General features: G+C 70.1%; 13 protein-coding genes, 1 tRNA gene and 1 pseudogene. 8 read left to right on the top strand and 7 right to left on the bottom strand.

Annotation, left to right across the window (positions count from 1 at the left end; all coding sequences use genetic code 11):
- Window positions 1–168 precede the first annotated feature (168 nt).
- Window positions 169–1,053 (top strand): AraC family transcriptional regulator, encoded by an 885-nt coding sequence (locus tag ACIQAK_RS00965; RefSeq protein ID WP_366388413.1) that lies wholly within the window; start codon window positions 169–171, stop codon window positions 1,051–1,053.
- A gap of 25 nt (window positions 1,054–1,078) precedes the next feature.
- Window positions 1,079–1,447 (top strand): chorismate mutase, encoded by a 369-nt coding sequence (locus ACIQAK_RS00960; protein ID WP_366388414.1) that lies wholly within the window; start codon window positions 1,079–1,081, stop codon window positions 1,445–1,447.
- A 98-nt stretch (window positions 1,448–1,545) separates the two neighbouring features.
- Here the strand turns inward: ACIQAK_RS00960 and ACIQAK_RS00955 are convergent, their stop codons facing one another.
- Window positions 1,546–2,388: an aquaporin gene (locus ACIQAK_RS00955; RefSeq protein ID WP_366388415.1), complete on the bottom strand. Its 843-nt coding sequence runs from the start codon at window positions 2,386–2,388 to the stop codon at window positions 1,546–1,548.
- A gap of 288 nt (window positions 2,389–2,676) precedes the next feature.
- Between ACIQAK_RS00955 and pepN the strand changes: the two genes are divergently transcribed.
- The 3 genes and pseudogenes from pepN (at window position 2,677) to ACIQAK_RS00940 (ending at window position 8,781) form a co-directional block, all read left to right on the top strand.
- Window positions 2,677–5,202, top strand: coding sequence for an aminopeptidase N (pepN, locus tag ACIQAK_RS00950; protein ID WP_366388416.1), 2,526 nt, complete (start codon window positions 2,677–2,679; stop codon window positions 5,200–5,202).
- 454 nt (window positions 5,203–5,656) lie between these two features.
- Window positions 5,657–7,054 (top strand): annotated as a pseudogene (locus tag ACIQAK_RS00945) (pyridoxal phosphate-dependent decarboxylase family protein); the annotation flags it as partial.
- A 299-nt stretch (window positions 7,055–7,353) separates the two neighbouring features.
- Window positions 7,354–8,781, top strand: coding sequence for a SidA/IucD/PvdA family monooxygenase (locus ACIQAK_RS00940; protein ID WP_366388418.1), 1,428 nt, complete (start codon window positions 7,354–7,356; stop codon window positions 8,779–8,781).
- A 71-nt stretch (window positions 8,782–8,852) separates the two neighbouring features.
- On the opposite strand, the gene ACIQAK_RS00935 is transcribed toward ACIQAK_RS00940, so the two are convergent.
- Complete coding sequence (locus ACIQAK_RS00935) at window positions 8,853–10,694, bottom strand: 5'-nucleotidase C-terminal domain-containing protein (protein WP_366388419.1); 1,842 nt, start codon at window positions 10,692–10,694, stop codon at window positions 8,853–8,855.
- 144 nt (window positions 10,695–10,838) lie between these two features.
- Here ACIQAK_RS00935 and ACIQAK_RS00930 point away from each other — a divergent pair, with 144 nt between their 5' ends.
- Both ACIQAK_RS00930 and pyk read left to right on the top strand, forming a co-directional pair.
- A complete protein-coding gene (locus tag ACIQAK_RS00930) occupies window positions 10,839–11,570 on the top strand; it encodes an SIMPL domain-containing protein (RefSeq protein ID WP_366388420.1) in 732 nt (243 codons plus the stop codon).
- A 120-nt stretch (window positions 11,571–11,690) separates the two neighbouring features.
- Window positions 11,691–13,130: a pyruvate kinase gene (gene pyk / locus ACIQAK_RS00925; protein WP_366388421.1), complete on the top strand. Its 1,440-nt coding sequence runs from the start codon at window positions 11,691–11,693 to the stop codon at window positions 13,128–13,130.
- Between the two features lie 6 nt (window positions 13,131–13,136).
- Here pyk and ACIQAK_RS00920 read toward each other — a convergent pair whose 3' ends face one another.
- On the bottom strand, window positions 13,137–13,913 hold the full coding sequence (locus ACIQAK_RS00920; protein WP_366388422.1) for a helix-turn-helix domain-containing protein: 777 nt from the start codon (window positions 13,911–13,913) through the stop codon (window positions 13,137–13,139).
- 109 nt (window positions 13,914–14,022) lie between these two features.
- Window positions 14,023–14,097 (bottom strand) — tRNA-Leu (locus tag ACIQAK_RS00915).
- Window positions 14,098–14,194: 97 nt separating this feature from the next.
- Here ACIQAK_RS00915 and ACIQAK_RS00910 point away from each other — a divergent pair.
- A complete protein-coding gene (locus tag ACIQAK_RS00910; RefSeq protein ID WP_114930278.1) occupies window positions 14,195–14,848 on the top strand; it encodes an ANTAR domain-containing response regulator in 654 nt (217 codons plus the stop codon).
- 86 nt (window positions 14,849–14,934) lie between these two features.
- On the opposite strand, the gene ACIQAK_RS00905 is transcribed toward ACIQAK_RS00910, so the two are convergent.
- The 3 genes from ACIQAK_RS00905 to ACIQAK_RS00895 are packed head-to-tail and all read right to left on the bottom strand — an operon-like array spanning window position 14,935 to window position 18,430.
- Window positions 14,935–15,651, bottom strand: coding sequence for an ABC transporter ATP-binding protein (locus ACIQAK_RS00905; protein WP_366388423.1), 717 nt, complete (start codon window positions 15,649–15,651; stop codon window positions 14,935–14,937).
- The gene (locus ACIQAK_RS00900; RefSeq protein WP_366388424.1) at window positions 15,648–16,601 is read right to left on the bottom strand and encodes an ABC transporter ATP-binding protein; all 954 of its coding nucleotides are present in this window, start codon (window positions 16,599–16,601) and stop codon (window positions 15,648–15,650) included. Before ACIQAK_RS00900 ends, ACIQAK_RS00905 begins: the two co-directional genes overlap by 4 nt.
- A 2-nt stretch (window positions 16,602–16,603) precedes the next feature.
- Entirely contained in the window at window positions 16,604–18,430 is a 1,827-nt protein-coding gene (locus tag ACIQAK_RS00895) for a branched-chain amino acid ABC transporter permease (RefSeq protein ID WP_366388425.1), read from the bottom strand.
- Window positions 18,431–18,435: the final 5 nt, after the last annotated feature.

Genomic DNA, 18,435 nt, shown 5'->3' with positions numbered 1-18,435 from the left:
CTTCACCTCTGGCGCGCACCGGGTCCATGGACAAAGATCGCTGCTGATTGGACGCAAACGCCTACGGGACGCAAACGCCGACGGGACGCAGGCACGGCGGGACGAAAAGCCGACGGGACGCAGACACCGACGGGACGCGAAGCCCGGAGAGCGGGAAGGAGAAGCGGCATGCCGACGTACCACACCTGGATGCGTTTCTTCACCCCCAGCCCGCTCCACCACCGCCTGGGCCTCGTCTGCCTGGGCGTCGGCCTCCAGCACGGCGCACTGCCCACCGTCGGCCCCCGCACCCTGGACCACCACGTCGCCGTGATCGTCCACTCCGGCACCGGCTGGTTCAGTGGCCCCGACGGGCGCCGCACCCCCGTCAGCGGGCCCGCCCTCATCTGGCTCACCCCCGGCACCCCGCACCACTACGGCGCCGACCCCGGCACCGGCTGGGACGAGAGCTTCGTCGACTTCACCGGCCCCGCCACCACCACCTACACCGAACTCGGCTACATCGAGCCCGACCGCCCCCTGATCCCGCTCTCCGACACCGCCGCCCCGCGCGCCGCCGTCGGCCGGATCGTGCGCGCCGCCCGGCGCGGCAACCCCCTCCTGGAGGTGGAGACCGCGGCCGCCGTCCACGAACTCCTCGTCTCCCTGCGCCGCGCCCGCGCCGACCTCGGCCCCGACGGCGACCCGGTCCTCCAGGCGCTCGCCCGCGACGCCTACCAGCCGCTCACCGTCGCCGAACACGCCGCCAAACACGGCATGACCCCCGCCGAACTGCGCACCGCGGTACGGCGCGGCGCCGGCTGCAGCCCCAAAAACTACCTGCTCACCATCCGCCTCGGCCGGGCCAAGGAACTGCTCGCCGCCACCGACCTCCCGGTCGCCGCCGTCGCCCGCCGCGTCGGCTACGACGACCCCGCCTACTTCTCCCGCCTCTTCGCCCGCCGCGTCGGCACCGCCCCCGTCCGCTTCCGCGAACAGCAGGGCCGCAGCGTGCCCGGCGGCTGGAGCGACCAGGTGCCCGACCCGGACGACCCGCCGATGATCGGGCCGTGACGCCGGACGTCTAAGCTCGCTGACCATGAGCACCAGCGAAACCGGCGGGCCCGGACCCGTCGCCGCCCCCGTCGCCGCACCCGTCCAGGCCGAACTGAACCGGCTGCGCGAGAGCATCGACAACATCGACGCCGCTGTCGTCCACATGCTCGCCGAGCGCTTCAAGGCCACCCAGCAGGTCGGCCGCCTCAAGGCCGACCACCAGCTGCCGCCCGCCGACCCGGCCCGCGAGACCCGTCAGATCACCCGGCTGCGGCAGCTGGCGCAGAGCGCCAACCTGGACCCGGCGTTCGCCGAGAAGCTGCTGAACTTCATCATCGCGGAGGTCATCCGCCACCACGAACGCATCGCGGAGGAAGCCGGGAACGGGGCCGCCACGGCTTCCGGAGCCTGACGCGCGGGCCGTTTACGCAGCGCCGGGGCGGCCACCGAACCCTGCGCCGGACCGTTTACGCAGCGCCGGGGCGGCCACCGAACCCTGCGCCGGACCGTTTACGCAGCGCCGGGGCGGCCACCGAACCCTGCGCCGGACCGCTTACGCAGCGCCGGGACGGACCGTTTACGCAGTCGGGTACGCAGCGCGCCCCGCCGCGTACGCAGCACCCGTGCGAGCCCCGCCCCGGCCACCGCCCCCAGCACCGGCCCCACCACGTACACCCACAGCCGCCCCACCTCCCCCGACAGCAGCGCCGGGCCGAACTGCCGGGCCGGATTGGCCGAGCCGCCGCTCAGCGGACCGAGCACCGCGATCACGAGCGCGGTGACCAGACCCACGGCGTACGGCAGAAGTCTTCGGCCCACCGGACGCGCCAGCAGCCCGGCGAGCAGCAGCGTCGATCCGGCCAGCACCCCCGCCTCGGCCGCCACCACCGCCCCCTCGCCCCAGCCCGGACCGGGCCGCACCACCGCGTGCCCCACCGGCGGCCGGGAGACCACGGGCCCCCACAGGAGCCCCGCCAGCCACGTCCCCGCCACCGAGCCGCCCAACTGCGCGACGACGTACGGCACCACATCCTGCCCCGGGAACACCCCGAGCCGCCACAGGGCGAGGGTGACGGCCGGATTCAGATGTCCGCCCGAGCACCGCCCCGGCGCCGACAGCATCAGGACGCCGAGCAGTGCCCCCACACCCGCCCCCAGCACCGCGAACGCCACCCCGCCACCGCCGTACCCGGCCGGTGCGAAGAGCCACCGCACCCCGGTCACGACGGACAGGAGCAACACGGCCGTCAGCCCGAACTCGCCAACGGTGCGAAGCGCCAGGCCGGGGGAGGGGGAAGCCGCGGCCAGGTCAGGAACGCGGGCGGCGGCACCGCGCGCAGGCGTGAGCGTCATGAGGACGTCCTCGGTACTCGGTGTGCCGCGCCGAGACGATGGTAAGCGGCAACAGCCCCCAGGGGGTATCTGCCTCCCCCCGGCCTGCCTGCTCCCAATCCGCCTCCCCCCGGCCTGCCTGCTCCCGGCCTGCCTGCCCTCGGCCCGACCGCTCCCGGCCTGCCTGCCCTCGGCCCGACCGCTCCCGGCCTGCCTGCCCTCGGCCCGACCGCTCCCGGCCCGCCCGCGTACGTCCGCCCAGCGAGAACGCCCCTTCGCCCGCCCGACCCCGTACGGCAGCATGGGCGCATGTCCGTACTGACGCGCGACGAAGCGCAGACCCGAGCCCAGATCATCGACGTGGAGCGGTACACGATCGCCCTCGACCTCACCACCGGCGAGGAGACCTTCGACTCCAAGGCCGCCATCCGGTTCACCGCCCGCGCGGCCGGTGACACCTTCATCGAGGTCAAACCCGCCACCCTGCGCTCGATCGCCCTGGACGGACAGCCCCTGGACCCCGCCCTCCTGGACGGCAACCGCTACCCCCTCACCGGCCTCACCCCCGGCCCCCACGAACTCCACGTCGACGCCGCGATGAGCTACTCGCGCACCGGCGAGGGCATGCACCGCTTCACCGACCCCGCCGACGGCGAGACCTACCTCTACACCCAGCTGTTCATGGAGGACGTCCAGCGCGTCTTCGCCGCCTTCGACCAGCCCGACCTCAAGTCCGTCTTCGCCATCGACGTCACCGCCCCCGAAGGCTGGACCGTCCTCGGCAACGGCGTCGCCGCACGCGGTGAGGACGGCCGCTGGACCATCGCCCCCACCCCCCTCATCTCCACGTACCTCGTCGCCGTCGCCGCAGGCCCCTGGCACTCGGTCACCACCGAACACGCCGGACTGCCCTTCGGCCTCCACTGCCGGCGCTCCCTCGCGCCCCACCTCGACGCCGACGCCGACGAGATCCTCTCCATCACCCGCGCCTGCTTCGACCGCTACCACGAGAAGTTCGACGAGCCCTACCCGTTCGACTCCTACGACCAGGCCTTCGTCCCCGAGTTCAACGCGGGCGCCATGGAGAACCCCGGACTCGTCACCTTCCGCGACGAGTTCATCTACCGCTCCGCCGTCACCGACACCGAACGCCAGACCCGCGCCATGGTCGTCGCCCACGAGATGGCCCACATGTGGTTCGGCGACCTCGTCACCCTCGGCTGGTGGGACGACATCTGGCTGAACGAGTCCTTCGCCGAGTACATGGGCTACCAGACCCTCACCGAAGCCACCAGGTTCACCGACACCTGGGTCGACTTCGGCGTCGCCCGCAAGGGCTGGGGTTACGACGCCGACCAGCGCCCCTCCACCCACCCCGTCGCCCCCGATCCCGACGCCGTACCCGACACCGCCTCCGCCCTCCTCAACTTCGACGGCATCAGCTACGCCAAGGGCGCCTCCGCACTCCGCCAGCTCGTCGCCTGGCTCGGCGAGAAGGACTTCCTCGCCGGGATCAACACCCACTTCGCCCGGCACAAGTTCGGCAACGCGACCCTCGCCGACTTCATCGACAACCTCGCCTCCGCCACCGACCGCGACGTCCACGCCTGGGCCGAGCGGTGGCTTCGCACCACCGGCGTCGACACCCTCACCGCCGACGTCCACGAACCCACCGCACCCACCGAGGCCGGACAGTCCTGGACCCTGGCCGTGGAGCGCGACGGCAACCGCCCCCACCGCATCACCGTCGCCACCTTCGACCACGCCCTCAACACCCAGGCAGGCCCCGGCCACCTCGCCCCCCGCGACCGCTTCGAACTCGACATCCCCGGCGACGGCGCCCCCACCGTCCGCACCGGCAACCGCCCCGCCCTCGTCGTCCTCAACGACGGCGACCTCACCTACGCCAAGATCCGCCTCGACGCCGCCTCCTGGGACACCGCCCTCACCCACCTCTCCGCGATCCCCGACCCCCTCACCCGGGCCGTGATCTGGAACGCCGCCCGCGACATGGTCCGCGACGGCGAACTGGACCCCGCGCGCTACCTCACCGCCGCCCGCACCCACCTCCCGTACGAGAGCGACCTCGCCCTCGTGCAAGGCGTCCTGGCCTTCGCCGACGGCCAGATCGCCGCCCGCTACACCGCCCCCCGGACACGCCCCGCAGCCCTCGCCACGCTCACCGACCTCTGCCGCGACCTGATCCGCCGCACCGAGGACGGTTCCCACCCGGGCCTGCGCCTCACCGCCGTACGCCACTTCATCGACGCCGCCACCCAGCCCGACACCCTCCAGACCTGGCTCGCCGAAGGCACCGTCCACGGCGGGCCCGAACTCGACCCCGAGCTGCGCTGGCGCATCCTCACCCGCCTCGCCGTCCTCGGCGCCACCGACGAGGCGGCCATCGACGCCGAACTCGCCACCGACCCCAGCGCCACCGGCCGCGAAGGCGCCGCCCGCTGCCGGGCCGCCCTGCCCACCCCCGAGGCCAAGGCCGCCGCCTGGCAGGCGATGTTCAGCGACGACACCCTGTCCAACTACCTGTTCACCGCCACCGCCCAAGGCTTCTGGCAGTCCGGCCAGGACGAGCTGCTGACCGCGTACGTGGACCGCTTCTACCCCGACGCCACCGCACTCGCCGCCCGCCGGGGCCCGGCCATCGCGGAGGCAGCCGGACGCTACGCCTTCCCCGCGTACGCCATCGACACCGAGAGCCTCGCCACCGGCACCCGGGCCCTCAAGGACCCGGCCCTCATCCCTGCCCTGCGCCGCAAGCTGATCGACCAACTGGACGACCTCCGGCGGGCGCTGGCCGTACGGACGACGAACGAGTAGCTGACCGGGCCGAGACAGATGAACGAGTAGGTCACCTGGCGGAGAGCAGGAGGGCCGGCCGGTACGTGGCAGCAGCCGCCGCGCACCGGCCGGCCCTTCGCCGTTCCACCGGCACCACCGCCCCGCCCGGCCTGCGCGTGTACGTGCGCCGCAACCGTTCCGTCAGGCCCACTCGGCCGGCCGAGCCTCACCCGCCCAGCCCGGCCTGCGCGTGCGCGTGCGCCTCACCCGTCCCATCAGGACTTGGCCGACCGAGCCCCACCCGCCCCGCCAGGCCCACCCGTACGCCCGTCCCGCAACCGCACACCCTTACCACCCGAACCCCCGGCAAATGGCCCACACCGGCCACCAGTACCCCTTTCGAGTTCAGATCGTTGGGATCTTCGGCCGCGCCGCCCGAAACCCGGGACAAGCTGGCATGACCACCCCGCCCTCCCGAAGGACCACCCCACCCATGCCCACCCCACCCCTCGCCGGAGGCACCGCAGGGCCCGCCGCACTGCGCCCCCTCATCGACACCGTGCTCACCGCACTCCACGACGGCGCGGCCCTACGGAACGGCCCCCTTCCCGTCGGCGGACCCGACGCCGTCACCCCTCGCACCCGCCATGCCACCCACCCCCTCATCCCCGACCACGGCACCGGCGCCCACCACGCCCTGCGCTCCCTCGTCACCGCTCTCACCGAAGGCGCCGCCGACCCCGCCCACCCCCACTGCGCCGCCCACCTCCACACCCCACCCCTCGCCCTCGCAGCCGCCGCCGACCTCGCCGCCAGCGCCCTCAACCCCTCCATGGACTCCTGGGACCAGGCCCCCGCCGCCTCCACCCTCGAAGCCGACCTCACCACCGCGCTCGCCGCCGAGATCTACCCCCACACCCCCTCACCGGACGCCTTCATCACCACCGGCGGCACCGAAGCCAACCAACTCGCCCTCCTCCTCGCCCGCGAACGCCACGGCCCCGTCCAGACCCTCTGCGCCGCGAGCGCCCACCACAGCATCGCCCGCGCCGCCTGGCTCCTCGGCCTCCCCGAGCCCGTCATCGTGCCCGCCCCCACCGGCACCATGGACCTCGCCGCCCTCGACGAAGCCCTCACCGCCCTCCACCGCCCCCTCCTCGTCATCGCCACCGCCGGCACCACCGACACCGGCCAGGTCGACCCCCTCGACGCCATCGCCGACGTCTGCACCACCCACGGCGCCGAACTCCACATCGACGCCGCCTACGGCGGACCCCTCCTCTTCAGCCCCACCCACCGCACCCTCCTCCACGGCCTCCACCGCGCCCACAGCGTCACCCTCGACCTGCACAAACTCGGCTGGCAACCCGCCTCCGCCGGCCTCTTCGCCGTCCCCGAACGCCACCACCTCGCCCCCCTCCACCACCACGCCCCCTACCTCAACGCCGACGACGACACCGAAGCCGGCCTCCCCGACCTCCTCGGCCGCTCCCTGCGCACCACCCGACGCCCCGACGCCCTCAAGATCGCCGTCACCCTCCAGGCGCTCGGCCGCACCGGACTCGCCGACCTCATCGACCGCACCGTCGCCACCGCCCACCACCTCGCCGACCTCATCACCCGAGCCCCCACCCTCGACCTCTACGCCCGCCCCACCATCAGCACCGTCCTCTTCCGCCCCACAGGCGCCGACGACCACACCGTCGCCACCATCCGCCGCACCCTCCTCAACCGCGGCCACGCCGTCCTCGGCCGCGCCCACACCGCCGGCCGCCTCTGGCTCAAGGCGACCCTCCTCAACCCCCACACCACCCACGACGACCTCCAGACGCTCCTCGACCTGGTCACCGCCACCACCATCGACGTGACCACCGCCGCGACCGCCGACCGGACCACCCACCCGGCCCCGGCCACCGACGTGACCACCGCCGCGACCGCCGACCGGACCACCCACCCGGCCCCGACCAACGACGTAACCACCGCCGCGACCGCCGACCGGACCACCCACCCGGCCCCGACCACCGACGTGACCACCGCCGCGACCGCCGACCGGTCCACCCACCCGGCCCCGGCCACCAACCGGACCACCCCCCCGGCCCCAGCCGCAGCCACCGAGCCGACGACCTCCACCCCCACCACCACCGGCTCCTACACCCCCACAACCCCCCACACGGAAAGCGACACCCCACGATGACCGACCGGCCCGCCACCGAACCCGACCAGCCACACGACCTCGTCGGCATCGGCATCGGCCCCTTCAACCTCTCCCTCGCCGCCCTCGCCCACAACATCCCCGCCGCCCCCGACGACCCCCGCCCCCTCGCCGCGACCTTCTACGAACAACGCCCCGCCTTCCACTGGCACCCCGGCCTCCTCCTCGACGGCGCCAGCCTCCAAGTCCCCTTCCTCGCCGACCTCGTCACCCTCGCCGACCCCTCCAGCCCCTGGAGCTTCCTCAGCTACCTCCGCACCCGCGACCGCCTCTTCCCCTTCTACTTCGCCGAGCGCTTCCACATCCAACGAGCCGAATACGACGCCTACTGCCGCTGGGTCAGCGAACAACTGCCCGGACTCCACTTCGGCCACCAGGTCGACGCCGTCCGCTGGAACACCGAACGCGCCCTCTTCGAAGTCGACTTCACCCAACTCGACCGCGACGGCGAAGCCGAAGCGCTCGGCCGCGCCTACGCCCGCCACATCGCCCTCGGCATCGGCACCGAACCCTTCGTCCCCGAACCCCTCAAACCCCTGGCCGAAGCCGAATCCGTCCCCGTACTCCACTCCGCCGACTACCTCCGCCACCGCGAACAGCTCCTCACCGCCGACCACATCACCGTCATCGGCTCCGGCCAGTCCGGCGCCGAGATCTTCCTCGACCTCCTGCGCGCCCGCCCCGAAGGCGCCGAAAAGATCCACTGGCTCGCCCGCACCCAGGCCTTCGCCCCGATGGAATATTCCAAGCTCGGCCTGGAGCACTTCACCCCCGACTACAGCCGCTACTTCCACGCGCTGCCCGAATCCGCCCGCGACGAACTCGTCCCCCGCCAATGGCAGCTCCACAAAGGCATCGACGCCGACACCATCGCCGCCATCCACGACGAGCTCTACCGCCGCACCCTCCACGGCGGCTGGCCCGACGCCACCCTCACCCCCGGCGTCCACGTCCGCACCGCGGGCCGCGTCGCCAACACCCGCGTCGAACTCCACCTCGAACACACCCAGCAAGGCACCCGCTCCCGCCTCACCACCGACGCCGTCATCCTCGCCACCGGCTACCGCGAACGCCCCCTCGACGCCATCCTCGGCGGCCTCGACCCCTACCTCCGCCGCGACGCCTCGAACCGCCCCCGCATCGACGACCACTACCGCCTCGTCCTCGACCGCAACGTCACCGGACACGTCTACGTACAGAACGCCGAACGCCACACCCACGGAGTCGGCGCCCCCGACCTCGGCCTCGCCGCCTGGCGCAGCGCCACCATCCTCAACAACCTCACCGGCACCACCCCCTACCCCCTCCCCGAACGCACCGCCTTCACCACCTTCGGCCTCACCCCCAACCACCCCCGGGTCCCCGCCCAGGCCCCCGTCCTCGTCCCCCTCAGCCAGTCCATCTGAGGAACACGGCCGTGGCCCGGGACTCCCACCGACGGAGACCCGGGCCACAGAGACCACCACACACCACGTCGTTACGGGAACACCGGCGTCCCCCCACGCGTCAGCCGCCACCCCACCGAAGCGAACGCCGCCGGATCCACCGACCCCTTCGCCCGCACCCACGCGATGATCGTGTTCCGGATCTCATCCGAATTCGCCCACACCTGCTTCGCCCCCGGCACATGCGGGAAATTACCCCCACCGCTCGCCCGGTAGTTGTTCACCGCGAACACGAACCGCGCCGCCGGATCCACCGGCTTCCCCTCGAACGACAACCCCACGATCCGCGACCCCACCGGCTGCGCGACATCGACGTCGTACGTCACCCCCGACACCGCGTCATAGTTGTAATCCGGAATCCCGCCCGCATTCGTCAACTTCGCCGTGTCCACCGGCCCACCCACAGGCGTCCGCACGTAATACCGCGCCGAATACTCCAGATACTCCTTCAACTGCGCCCCCGTGAGCAGCCGCGCCTCCAGCGTGTTCTCGAACGGATACAGCCCCGCCGCATCCCGGATCGTCACATCACCGGCCGGAATCCCAGCCGTCCGCGAGAAACACGACGCCTGCGACAGCACCGGCAGCGCCGCGTACTCCCCGCCGGCCAGCGCCGCCTTCACCGTCTCCGCCTGCACCTGGTTGATCAGATCGATGATCGGCTCGTCCTGCCACGGCGCCGCCGCCGTCGACATCGCCACCACCGACGTACCGATCACCTGGTTGACGTACGCCACCACCTTCCGGTGCTCGTCCCGCAGCAGCGACACCACCTTCCGGTCCTCCGCCACCGCATTCGAGTTCAGCACCCTCGAACCGGCCTTCTCGACCGCCCAGCGCCCCTTCTCCCACACCAGATCGAAATCGAAAACCGTCAGCCGCTGCCCCCACTTCGCCGGCTCCGAGAGAACGACCCGCTTCCCCGTCACCTTGTTCACCACGAAATGCTCGGCGATCTCCACATGCGCGTGCCCCACCAGAATCGCGTCGATCCCCGGCACCTGCTCCGCCACCAGACCCGCCGCGTTCTCGACGTACGGCAACTGATCCCCGTACGACGACGTCCCCGACGAACCCGAATGCGCCGACACGATCACCACATCAGCACCCATCGAACGCAGCTTCGGCACCCACTTCGCCGCCTGCTCCTCCAACCCCGGGAACACCATCTTCCCGCCCACGTTCGCCTTGTCCCAGATCGCGATCCCCGGATTCGTCAACCCGAGCACCGCCACCCGCACATCACGACCGAACGGCGTCCGCAAACGCTTGATGACGTACGGGGCGAATGCCGGCCGCAATGTCTTCGCGTCCAGCGCGTTCGCCCCCAGCAGCGGAAAATCACACTGCTCCTCGAACTTCCGCAACACCGGAATCCCGTAATTGAACTCGTGATTCCCCAGCGCCGCCGCGTCATACCCGATCGCGTTCATCGCCTGCGCCATCGGATGCACCGGACCACGCCGCGCCGTGATCGGATCGACCTTCGCGTAGTAATACGACAACTGCGTGCCCTGGATCGTGTCACCCGCGTCGATCAACAACGTGTTCCGGCGCCCCTTCTCCCGGCGCACCTGATCCACCAGCGTCGAGATCTTCGCCAGACCGACGTCGTTGTGCGCCGCGTCGTCGTACTCCTTGTCGGTGAAGTAGTCCCAGTTGAAGACGTTCCCGTGCAGATCCGTCGTCCCCATCACCGTGAACGAGTACCGCTTGCCGCGCCGCCCATGACCGTGCCCGTGCTCACGACCACGGCCGTGCGCCTGAGCTCCGCCCGCCGCCCCCACGACCGCGCCACCCGCCATCGCGACCCCCGCACCGGCAGCGGCCGAACGGCCCAGAAACGTCCTACGGTCCCACGGGTTCAACGGCATCGTTCACTCACTCCTCGTTCAGTACGGGCAACGCGCGTAGATTCTGACCCGGCCCCCATCCCACGCAACACCCCACGCGGGTTTCGATTCGATGACCACCCGACACACCCCCTCCACACCCGCCCTTCATGCCACAGTGAACACATGACCGAAACCCCCACGCCCCAGCCCGCACCCACCACCGCCGACCACCACCCCTACGGCACCCCCGACACCCCCCACGTCACCGTCCGCGGCGAAGCCCACCTCGAAGTCGACCCCGAAACCGCGCACATCACCGTCACCATCACCGCCCGAGGCACCGACCGCCGCACCACCCTCGACGACCTCACCCGCCGCAACACCATCACCCTCGACCTCATCAAGAGCTACGGCGACACCATCGAGAAACTCGAAACCGGCACCCTCACCATCAACCCCGAACTCACCCGCCACGGCCGCGCCGAACGCATCCGCGCCTACCACGGCAGCATCCAGCACACCGTCACCCTCAACGACTTCACCACTCTCGGCGAACTCACCGCCCGCCTCGCCGACCACGAACTCACCCGCATCGACGGCCCCTGGTGGTCCCTGCGCCCCACCTCACCCCACCACGCCACCGCCCGCCGCCAAGCCGTCCGCGAAGCCCTCCAACGCGCCCGCGAATACGCCGACGCCCTCGACACCCGCCTCGGCGCCCTCCTCGAACTCAGCGACACCGGCACCCACCACAGCCCCCTCGGCCGCGCCGCCTTCGCCCAGGCCATGCCCTACGGAGCAGCCGGCGCGGAAGCCGCCGGCGACGCCGCCCCGATCGACCTCGAACCCGTACGCCAGAGTATCGACGCCCAGGTCGAAGCATCCTTCACCCTCATCCCGCCGGCCCTCGGATAAACGCTCATCAGAGCGGACCACCGCACAATTCAACACTTGTCAATAACCCTTCACCCGAAGGTTGTTGAGGTGTCATGCCGAGCCAAATACCTACCCGTAGGTAAGGTCTAGGCTCGAACCATGCGCCGAGCGAAAATCGTTTGTACCCTGGGACCGGCAACCGACACATACGACCAGATCAAGGCCTTGGTCGAAGCGGGAATGGACATCGCCCGCTTCAACCTCAGCCACGGCTCCTACGCCGAACACGAGCAGCGATACCACCACGTCCGCAAAGCCTCCGAAGAGACCGGCCGCAGCGTCGGCATCCTCGCCGACCTTCAAGGCCCAAAGATCCGCCTCGGACGCTTCCGCGAAGGCCCCGTACTCCTTGAACGCGGCGACACCTTCACCATCACCGTCGAACCCCTCGAAAACGAAGGCAACGGCGACATCTGCTCCACCACCTACGACGGCCTCGCCGCCGACGTCACCACCGGCGAACGCATCCTCGTCGACGACGGCCGCGTCACCCTCGAAGTCACCGGCGTCGACGGCCCCCGCGTCCACACCACCGTCATCGAAGGCGGCATGGTCTCCGACAACAAAGGACTCAACCTCCCCGGAGTCGCCGTCTCCGTCCCCGCCCTCTCCGAAAAGGACATCGACGACCTCCGCTGGGCCCTGCGCACCGGCGCCGACCTCATCGCCCTCTCCTTCGTCCGCACCGGACGCGACATCGACGACGTCCACCGCATCATGGACGAAGAAGGCCGCCGCCTCCCCGTCATCGCCAAGGTCGAAAAGCCCCAGGCCGTCGAGAACATCGACGACATCGTCGCCGCCTTCGACGGCATCATGGTCGCCCGCGGCGACCTCGGCGTCGAAATGCCCCTGGAACAGGTCCCGATCGTCCAGAAGCGCGCCGTCAAACTCGCCAAGCGCAACGCCAAACCGGTCATCGTCGCCACCCAGATGCTCGACTCGATGATCGACAACTCCCGCCCCACCCGCGCCGAAGCCTCCGACGTCGCCAACGCGATCATCGACGGCACCGACGCGGTGATGCTCTCCGGCGAGACCAGCGTCGGCAAGTACCCGATCGAGACCGTACGCACCATGTCCCGCATCGTCGAAGCGGCCGAGGAAGACATCCTCGCCAAGGGCCTCCCGCCCCTCACCGAACGCAACAAACCCCGCACCCAGGGCGGCGCCGTCGCCCGGGCCGCCGCCGAGATGGGCGACTTCCTCGGCGCCAAGTTCCTCGTCGCCTTCACCCAGAGCGGCGACACCGTCAAGCGCCTCTCCCGCTACCGCTCACCCATCCCGCTCCTCGCCTTCACCCCCGACGAGGCGACCCGCGCCCAGCTCAACCTCACCTGGGGCGTCGAGACCTTCCTCGGCCCGCACGTCGATTCCACGGACGCCATGGTCGCCCAGGTCGACGAGGAGCTCCTGCGCATCGGCCGCTGCGCGAAGGGCGACATCGTGGTGATCACGGCCGGCTCCCCGCCCGGCGTAGCGGGCTCCACCAACCTGGTCCGCGTCCACTACATCGGCGAGGACGACAGCCCGAAGTAGGGCGGCTCAGTATTTCGGCCCGACGTGCGCATCCATGAGGGCGACGGATGCCCGTCGGGCTACGGAGATGCTGAGCGGCTTGCTGCCGCGCGCGAGTACAGTCCACTCGACTCCTACGGCGGTGAGGGTGTCGCTGAAGAGCTTGCGGATGTCGTCGGACTTGTTGGTGAAGAAGTACCGGGGGTACTCGTAGCGCTTACGTTCGCCGCGAACCATGCGCGTGGCCCAGTTGGTGATGCGACAGCCGTCGGAGTGGATGAGCCCGCGGATGAATTCCCAGGGGTGGGCGTCCACGATCTCCTGCTGCCAGGATTCGAGAGCGATCCTGCGCTCGTGCTTCTTACCGGGGCCGTGCTGAGGGAAGAGGCAAGGCCAATGCTTGCTCCAGCAGGTGACGTTCCTGCAGCCTTCCCGCTGAAGGCGGAAGACCTTGTTGCCCGGTCGAGCAAGCTGTACGGCGTCGGCACAGGCGTCGATGAGCCCCGGCCAGGCGTCATCGCAGGCGATCCGGAGAAAGTGCACCCCGCGTCGAGAAGTGCTGATCCAGCCGTCTCCGAGGTAGAGCCCCAGCAGGTAGGCGTACGAGGAGGGGTTCTCGATCGCCGTGGGCGTTTCGGCGCACCTCGGGCACGGATTGCCCCGGTTCGTGTCGAGCGGTTCAAGGCGTGTCCGCCAGGAGCGGATCGCGGCGCGCGATATGCCGGTCTGCTTGCTCACGGAATTGAGGCTGCGGCCCTGCGCGACCTGGGCCAGAACTCGCTCGCGCGTTTTCACGTCGTACATGGCGACAAGTCTTGTCGCGCAGACGATGATCCGGTGTGGAATGGAACGCCAGTACCCAGATCAAGTGAACTTCGATCATCGGCGTTGCGCCTTGGAATCGAAGGATAAGTGCCCCAGGTGGGATTCGAACCCACACTGTCCGCTGTTTGAGAGCGGCCTCTCTAACCAGTTGGAGTACTGGGGCCTTAGAAAGGAAGGGTCATTGCTGCCCTGCGCGTCACTACCTTACAGGAGCTAGGTAGGCTCGTGGCAGCAGTATCTGCCCCATACCGAGGAGCCCCGTGACCACCCCCGAGTCGCCCCAGCCCGTAGACGCCGTCGACGACGACAAGTCGCACGTCCCGCCGCTGACGACCCGCGTCGTCATCGCCGAGGACGAGGCCCTCATCCGCCTCGACCTCAAGGAGATGCTGGAGGAGGAGGGCTACTCCGTCGTCGGGGAGGCGGGCGACGGGCAGCAGGCCGTCGAGCTGGCCCGGGAGCACAAGCCGGACCTGGTGATCCTGGACGTGAAGATGCCGGTCCTCGACGGGATCTCCGCCGCCGAGAAGATCGCCGAGGAGTCCATCGCGCCCGTCCTCATGCTCACCGCCTTCTCGCAGCGCGACCTGGTCGAGCGGGCCCGGGACGCCGGGGCGATGGCGTACCTGGTGAAGCCGTTCAGCAAGAGCGACGTCGTGCCGGCCATCGAGATGGCCGTCTCCCGGTTCGCGGAGTTGAAGGCGCTGGAGAGCGAGATCGCGGATCTGTCGCAGCGGCTGGAGACCCGCAAGCTGGTGGACCGGGCGAAGAGCATCCTGCAGACCGATTACGGGCTCTCCGAGCCGGCCGCGTTCCGGTGGATCCAGAAGACGTCGATGGACCGCCGGATGTCGATGCAGCAGCTGGCGGAGGCTCTGATCGCGGACGCCGAGGAGAAGAAGGCGGCCGAGTAGCTCCGTACGAACGCAGGGAAAAAAGAGGCCCGCACCCCGGCTCAAGAACCGGGGTGCGGGCCTCTCCGCGTACGCCGTGAAGGACCTCAGTCCTCGCCCAGATACGCCTTGCGGACCGAGTCGTCGTGCAGCAGGTCCTGGCCGGTGCCGGAGAGGACGATGCTGCCGACCTCCATCACGTGCGCGTGGTTGGCGAGCGAGAGTGCCGCCTGGGCGTTCTGCTCGACGAGCAGGATGGTGGTGCCCTGGGCGCGCAGTTCGGTGATGGTCGCCATGATCTTCTGCATCATGATCGGGGAGAGGCCCATGGAGGGCTCGTCGAGCATGAGCAGCTTGGGCTGGGACATCAGGGCCCTGCCCATGGCGAGCATCTGCTGCTCGCCGCCGGAGAGGGTGCCGGCGGCCTGCTTGCGGCGTTCCCCGAGGATGGGGAAGAGGTCGTAGGCGCGCTGGATGTCCTTGTTGATCCCGTCGCTGTCCTTGCGGAGGAAGGCGCCGAGGCGCAGGTTGTCCTCGATGGACATGCGGGGGAAGATGTGGCGGCCCTCGGGGGAGTGGGCGAGTCCGAGGGACACGACCTGGTGGGCCGGGATCTTGCGCAGGGACTTGCCGTTGAACTTGATCTGGCCGGTGAGGGGCTTGATCAGTCCGGAGAGGGTGCGCAGCGTCGTCGTCTTGCCGGCGCCGTTGGTGCCGATGAGGGTGACGACTTCGCCTTCGTCGACCTTGAACGAGATTCCCTTGACGGCCTCGATCTTGCCGTAGGCGACGCGCAGGTCCTCGACTTCGAGAAGTGCGGTCATCGGTCGTTCTCCTTGCTGGTGCTCTCGCCGGAGGTGGCCGGAGCGGCTGTGGTGTCCGGGGCGGTGGCCTCGGGGGTCTCCGTGGCCGCGGCGGCTTCGGCGGCTTCGACCTCGGCGACTTCTGCCGCGCCCGGGTCGCCTTCGAAGGGTTCGCCGAGGTAGGCGGCGACGACGCGTTCGTCGCCCTGGACTTCGGCGGCGGTGCCTTCGACGAGTTTTTCGCCTTGGACGAGGCAGGCGACGCGGTCGCAGAGGTTGAAGATGAAGCGCATGTCGTGCTCGATGACGAGGACGGCGATGCCCTTGTCGCGGATGGCGAAGATGAGTTCTTCGGCCGCGCGGGTCTCCTGGGGGTTCATGCCGGCGGTGGGTTCGTCGAGCAGGAGGAGGCCGGGCTCGCTGGCGAGTGCGCGGGCGATCTCCAGCTTGCGCTGTTCACCGTAGGGGAGGTTGCGGGAGAGGTGTTCGGCCTTGTGGTGGAGGCCGACGAACTCCAACAGTTCCATGGCCCGGGCCTTGGACTCGGCTTCGGCGCGGTGGAAGCCGGGGCCGCGCAGGAGGGCGGACCAGAGGCCTTCCTTGGTGCGGGTGTGGCGTCCGACGAGGACGTTTTCCAGCACGGTCATGTTGGAGAAGAGGCGGATGTTCTGGAAGGTGCGGGCGATGCCGGCTGCCGTGACCTTGTGGGATTTGGCGGGGAGGACGGTGCCTTTGTAGCGGACTTCGCCTTCGGTGGGGATGTAGAGGCCGGTGAGGCAGTTGAAGAAGGTGGTCTTGCCGGCGCCGTTGGGGCCGATGAGGCCGACGATCTCGCCGGAGTTGACGGTGAGGTCGACGGACCGGACGGCGGTGAGGCCGCCGAATCGCATGGTGACGCCGCGGGCGTCGAGGACGGTCTCGCCGGGTGCGGTCACGGCTGCTGCCCCGGCGGTGGTGGTGTCGGTGGTCATCGTCAGGCCCCTGCCTTGGTGAGAGTGGCGGGTGCTTCGTCCTTCTCGTGGAATTCCAGCTGCTGGCGGCGGCTGGGGATGAGGCCCTCGGGGCGGAAGCGCATGAGGAGGACCAGCGCGAGCCCGAAGGCGAAGAGCTGGAAGTCGCTCATGAACTGGAGCTTGGCCGGGATGAGGAAGAGGAGTGCGCCGCCGACGAGGGGGCCGCTGATGGTGCCCATGCCGCCGAGGACGACCGCTGCGAGGAGGAAGGCCGAGTTGGGCGGGACGACGTGGGCGAACTGGTACTGCTCGGGGGTCACGGTGTAGGTGACGTGGGCCTGGACGGCTCCGGCGAGGCCGGCGAGGGTGGCGCCGAGGGCGAAGGCGACGAGCTTGGTGCGGAAGCCGTTGATGCCCATGGCTTCGGCGGCGGTCTCGTCCTCGCGGATGGCGACCCAGGCGCGGCCGATGCGGGATTCGGCGCTGCGCCGGAAGACCACGACCACGATGAGGGTGACGAGCAGCATCAGGAAGAAGTAGTTGGCGAAGCGTCCGATGGTGAACCCGGCGATGGAGTGGGTGGCGCCGAAGTCGAAGCCGAACAGGTTGAGGTTCGGGATCGAGGAGATGCCGTTGGAGCCGTTGGTGATGTCGGGTCCGGAGGTGCCGTCGAGGTTGAGGACGGCGATGCGGAAGATCTCACCGAAGCCGAGGGTGACGATGGCGAGGTAGTCACCGCGTAGCCGCAGGGTGGGGGCACCGATGAGGACGCCGAAGACCATGGAGGCGGTGGCGCCGACGAGGATCGCCTGCCAGAAGGGCAGGTGGATGCCGAAGGGGGAGCTCGGGGAGCCGGAGACCATGGCGGCGGCGTAGGCGCCGACGCCGAGGAAGGCGACGTAGCCGAGGTCAAGGAGGCCGGCGAGGCCGACGACGATGTTCAGGCCGAGGGCGACGGTGGCGAAGATGAGGATGTTGACGCCGATGGTCGCGTACTGGTCGTCGGACTGGGTGAACGGGAAGGCCGCGGCGGCGACGAAGGCGCCGACGAGGGTCACGTTGCGGTGGCGTGCGGTGAGGGTGGAGACGCGCTGGATGAGGCCAGCTTTCTGGATCGCCGCGAAGCCGAAGCCGGCGGTGAGGAGGAAGCCGATGAACAGCTCGTCGTACTCGGTGGTGATGCCGTAGGTGAAGACGGCGAGGCCGAGGGCGAGGACGACCGCGACGATCAGGATCTCGAGGTACGCGGGCAGGGTCTTCGCGGGCTGGGCGGTGCCGGTGGTGAAGGCGCCCTTGTACCCGGCTGTGCGGTTGTTGAGGTTGTGCTTGAACTGGTCGAAGCCGCTGTCTTCGGGGTCGGCCGGGGTGGGCTCGGGCCGCTGGTAGGGCAGGGAGCGGGCGCCGAGCCAGCCGATGAGGGTGGCGACGAGGGCGACGTAGGCGCCGGGTTCGAGGTTGACGAAGCCGCCGAGCTGGACGCTGATGGCGATCATCGTGAACCAGGCGGTGGCGAGGGCCGCGTAGGCGGAGAGCCGGATCGCGGGGTCGGCGCCTTGGGGGGTGAGCCAGTTCAGGCCCTTGATCCCGTAGGAGGAGAGGCTGAAGAGGGTGAGGAGGGCGCCGCTGACCAGGACCAGCCACTGGAGGCCGCCGGGGTAGCCGTAGACGGTGAGGTCGCCGGGGAAGGCGGAGGTCCAGGTCCAGGCGAGGAAGGCGGAGATGATGGTGAGCGCGCCGCCGGCGGTGGCGGTGGCCCGTGCGATGTGCGGCGGGAGGGTGAGGGTGCCGCGGGTGGCCGGGGTGGCCTGTGCGGGTGTGGTGACCGTGGTGGTCTGTGTGGTGGTCATGGTGA

This window comes from Streptomyces sp. NPDC088706 (assembly GCF_044752765.1).
Classification (GTDB): Bacteria; Actinomycetota; Actinomycetes; order Streptomycetales; family Streptomycetaceae; genus Streptomyces.
The sequence above is the reverse complement of the archived record's forward strand: the minus strand, read 5'-3'. Positions and strand labels throughout refer to the sequence as shown.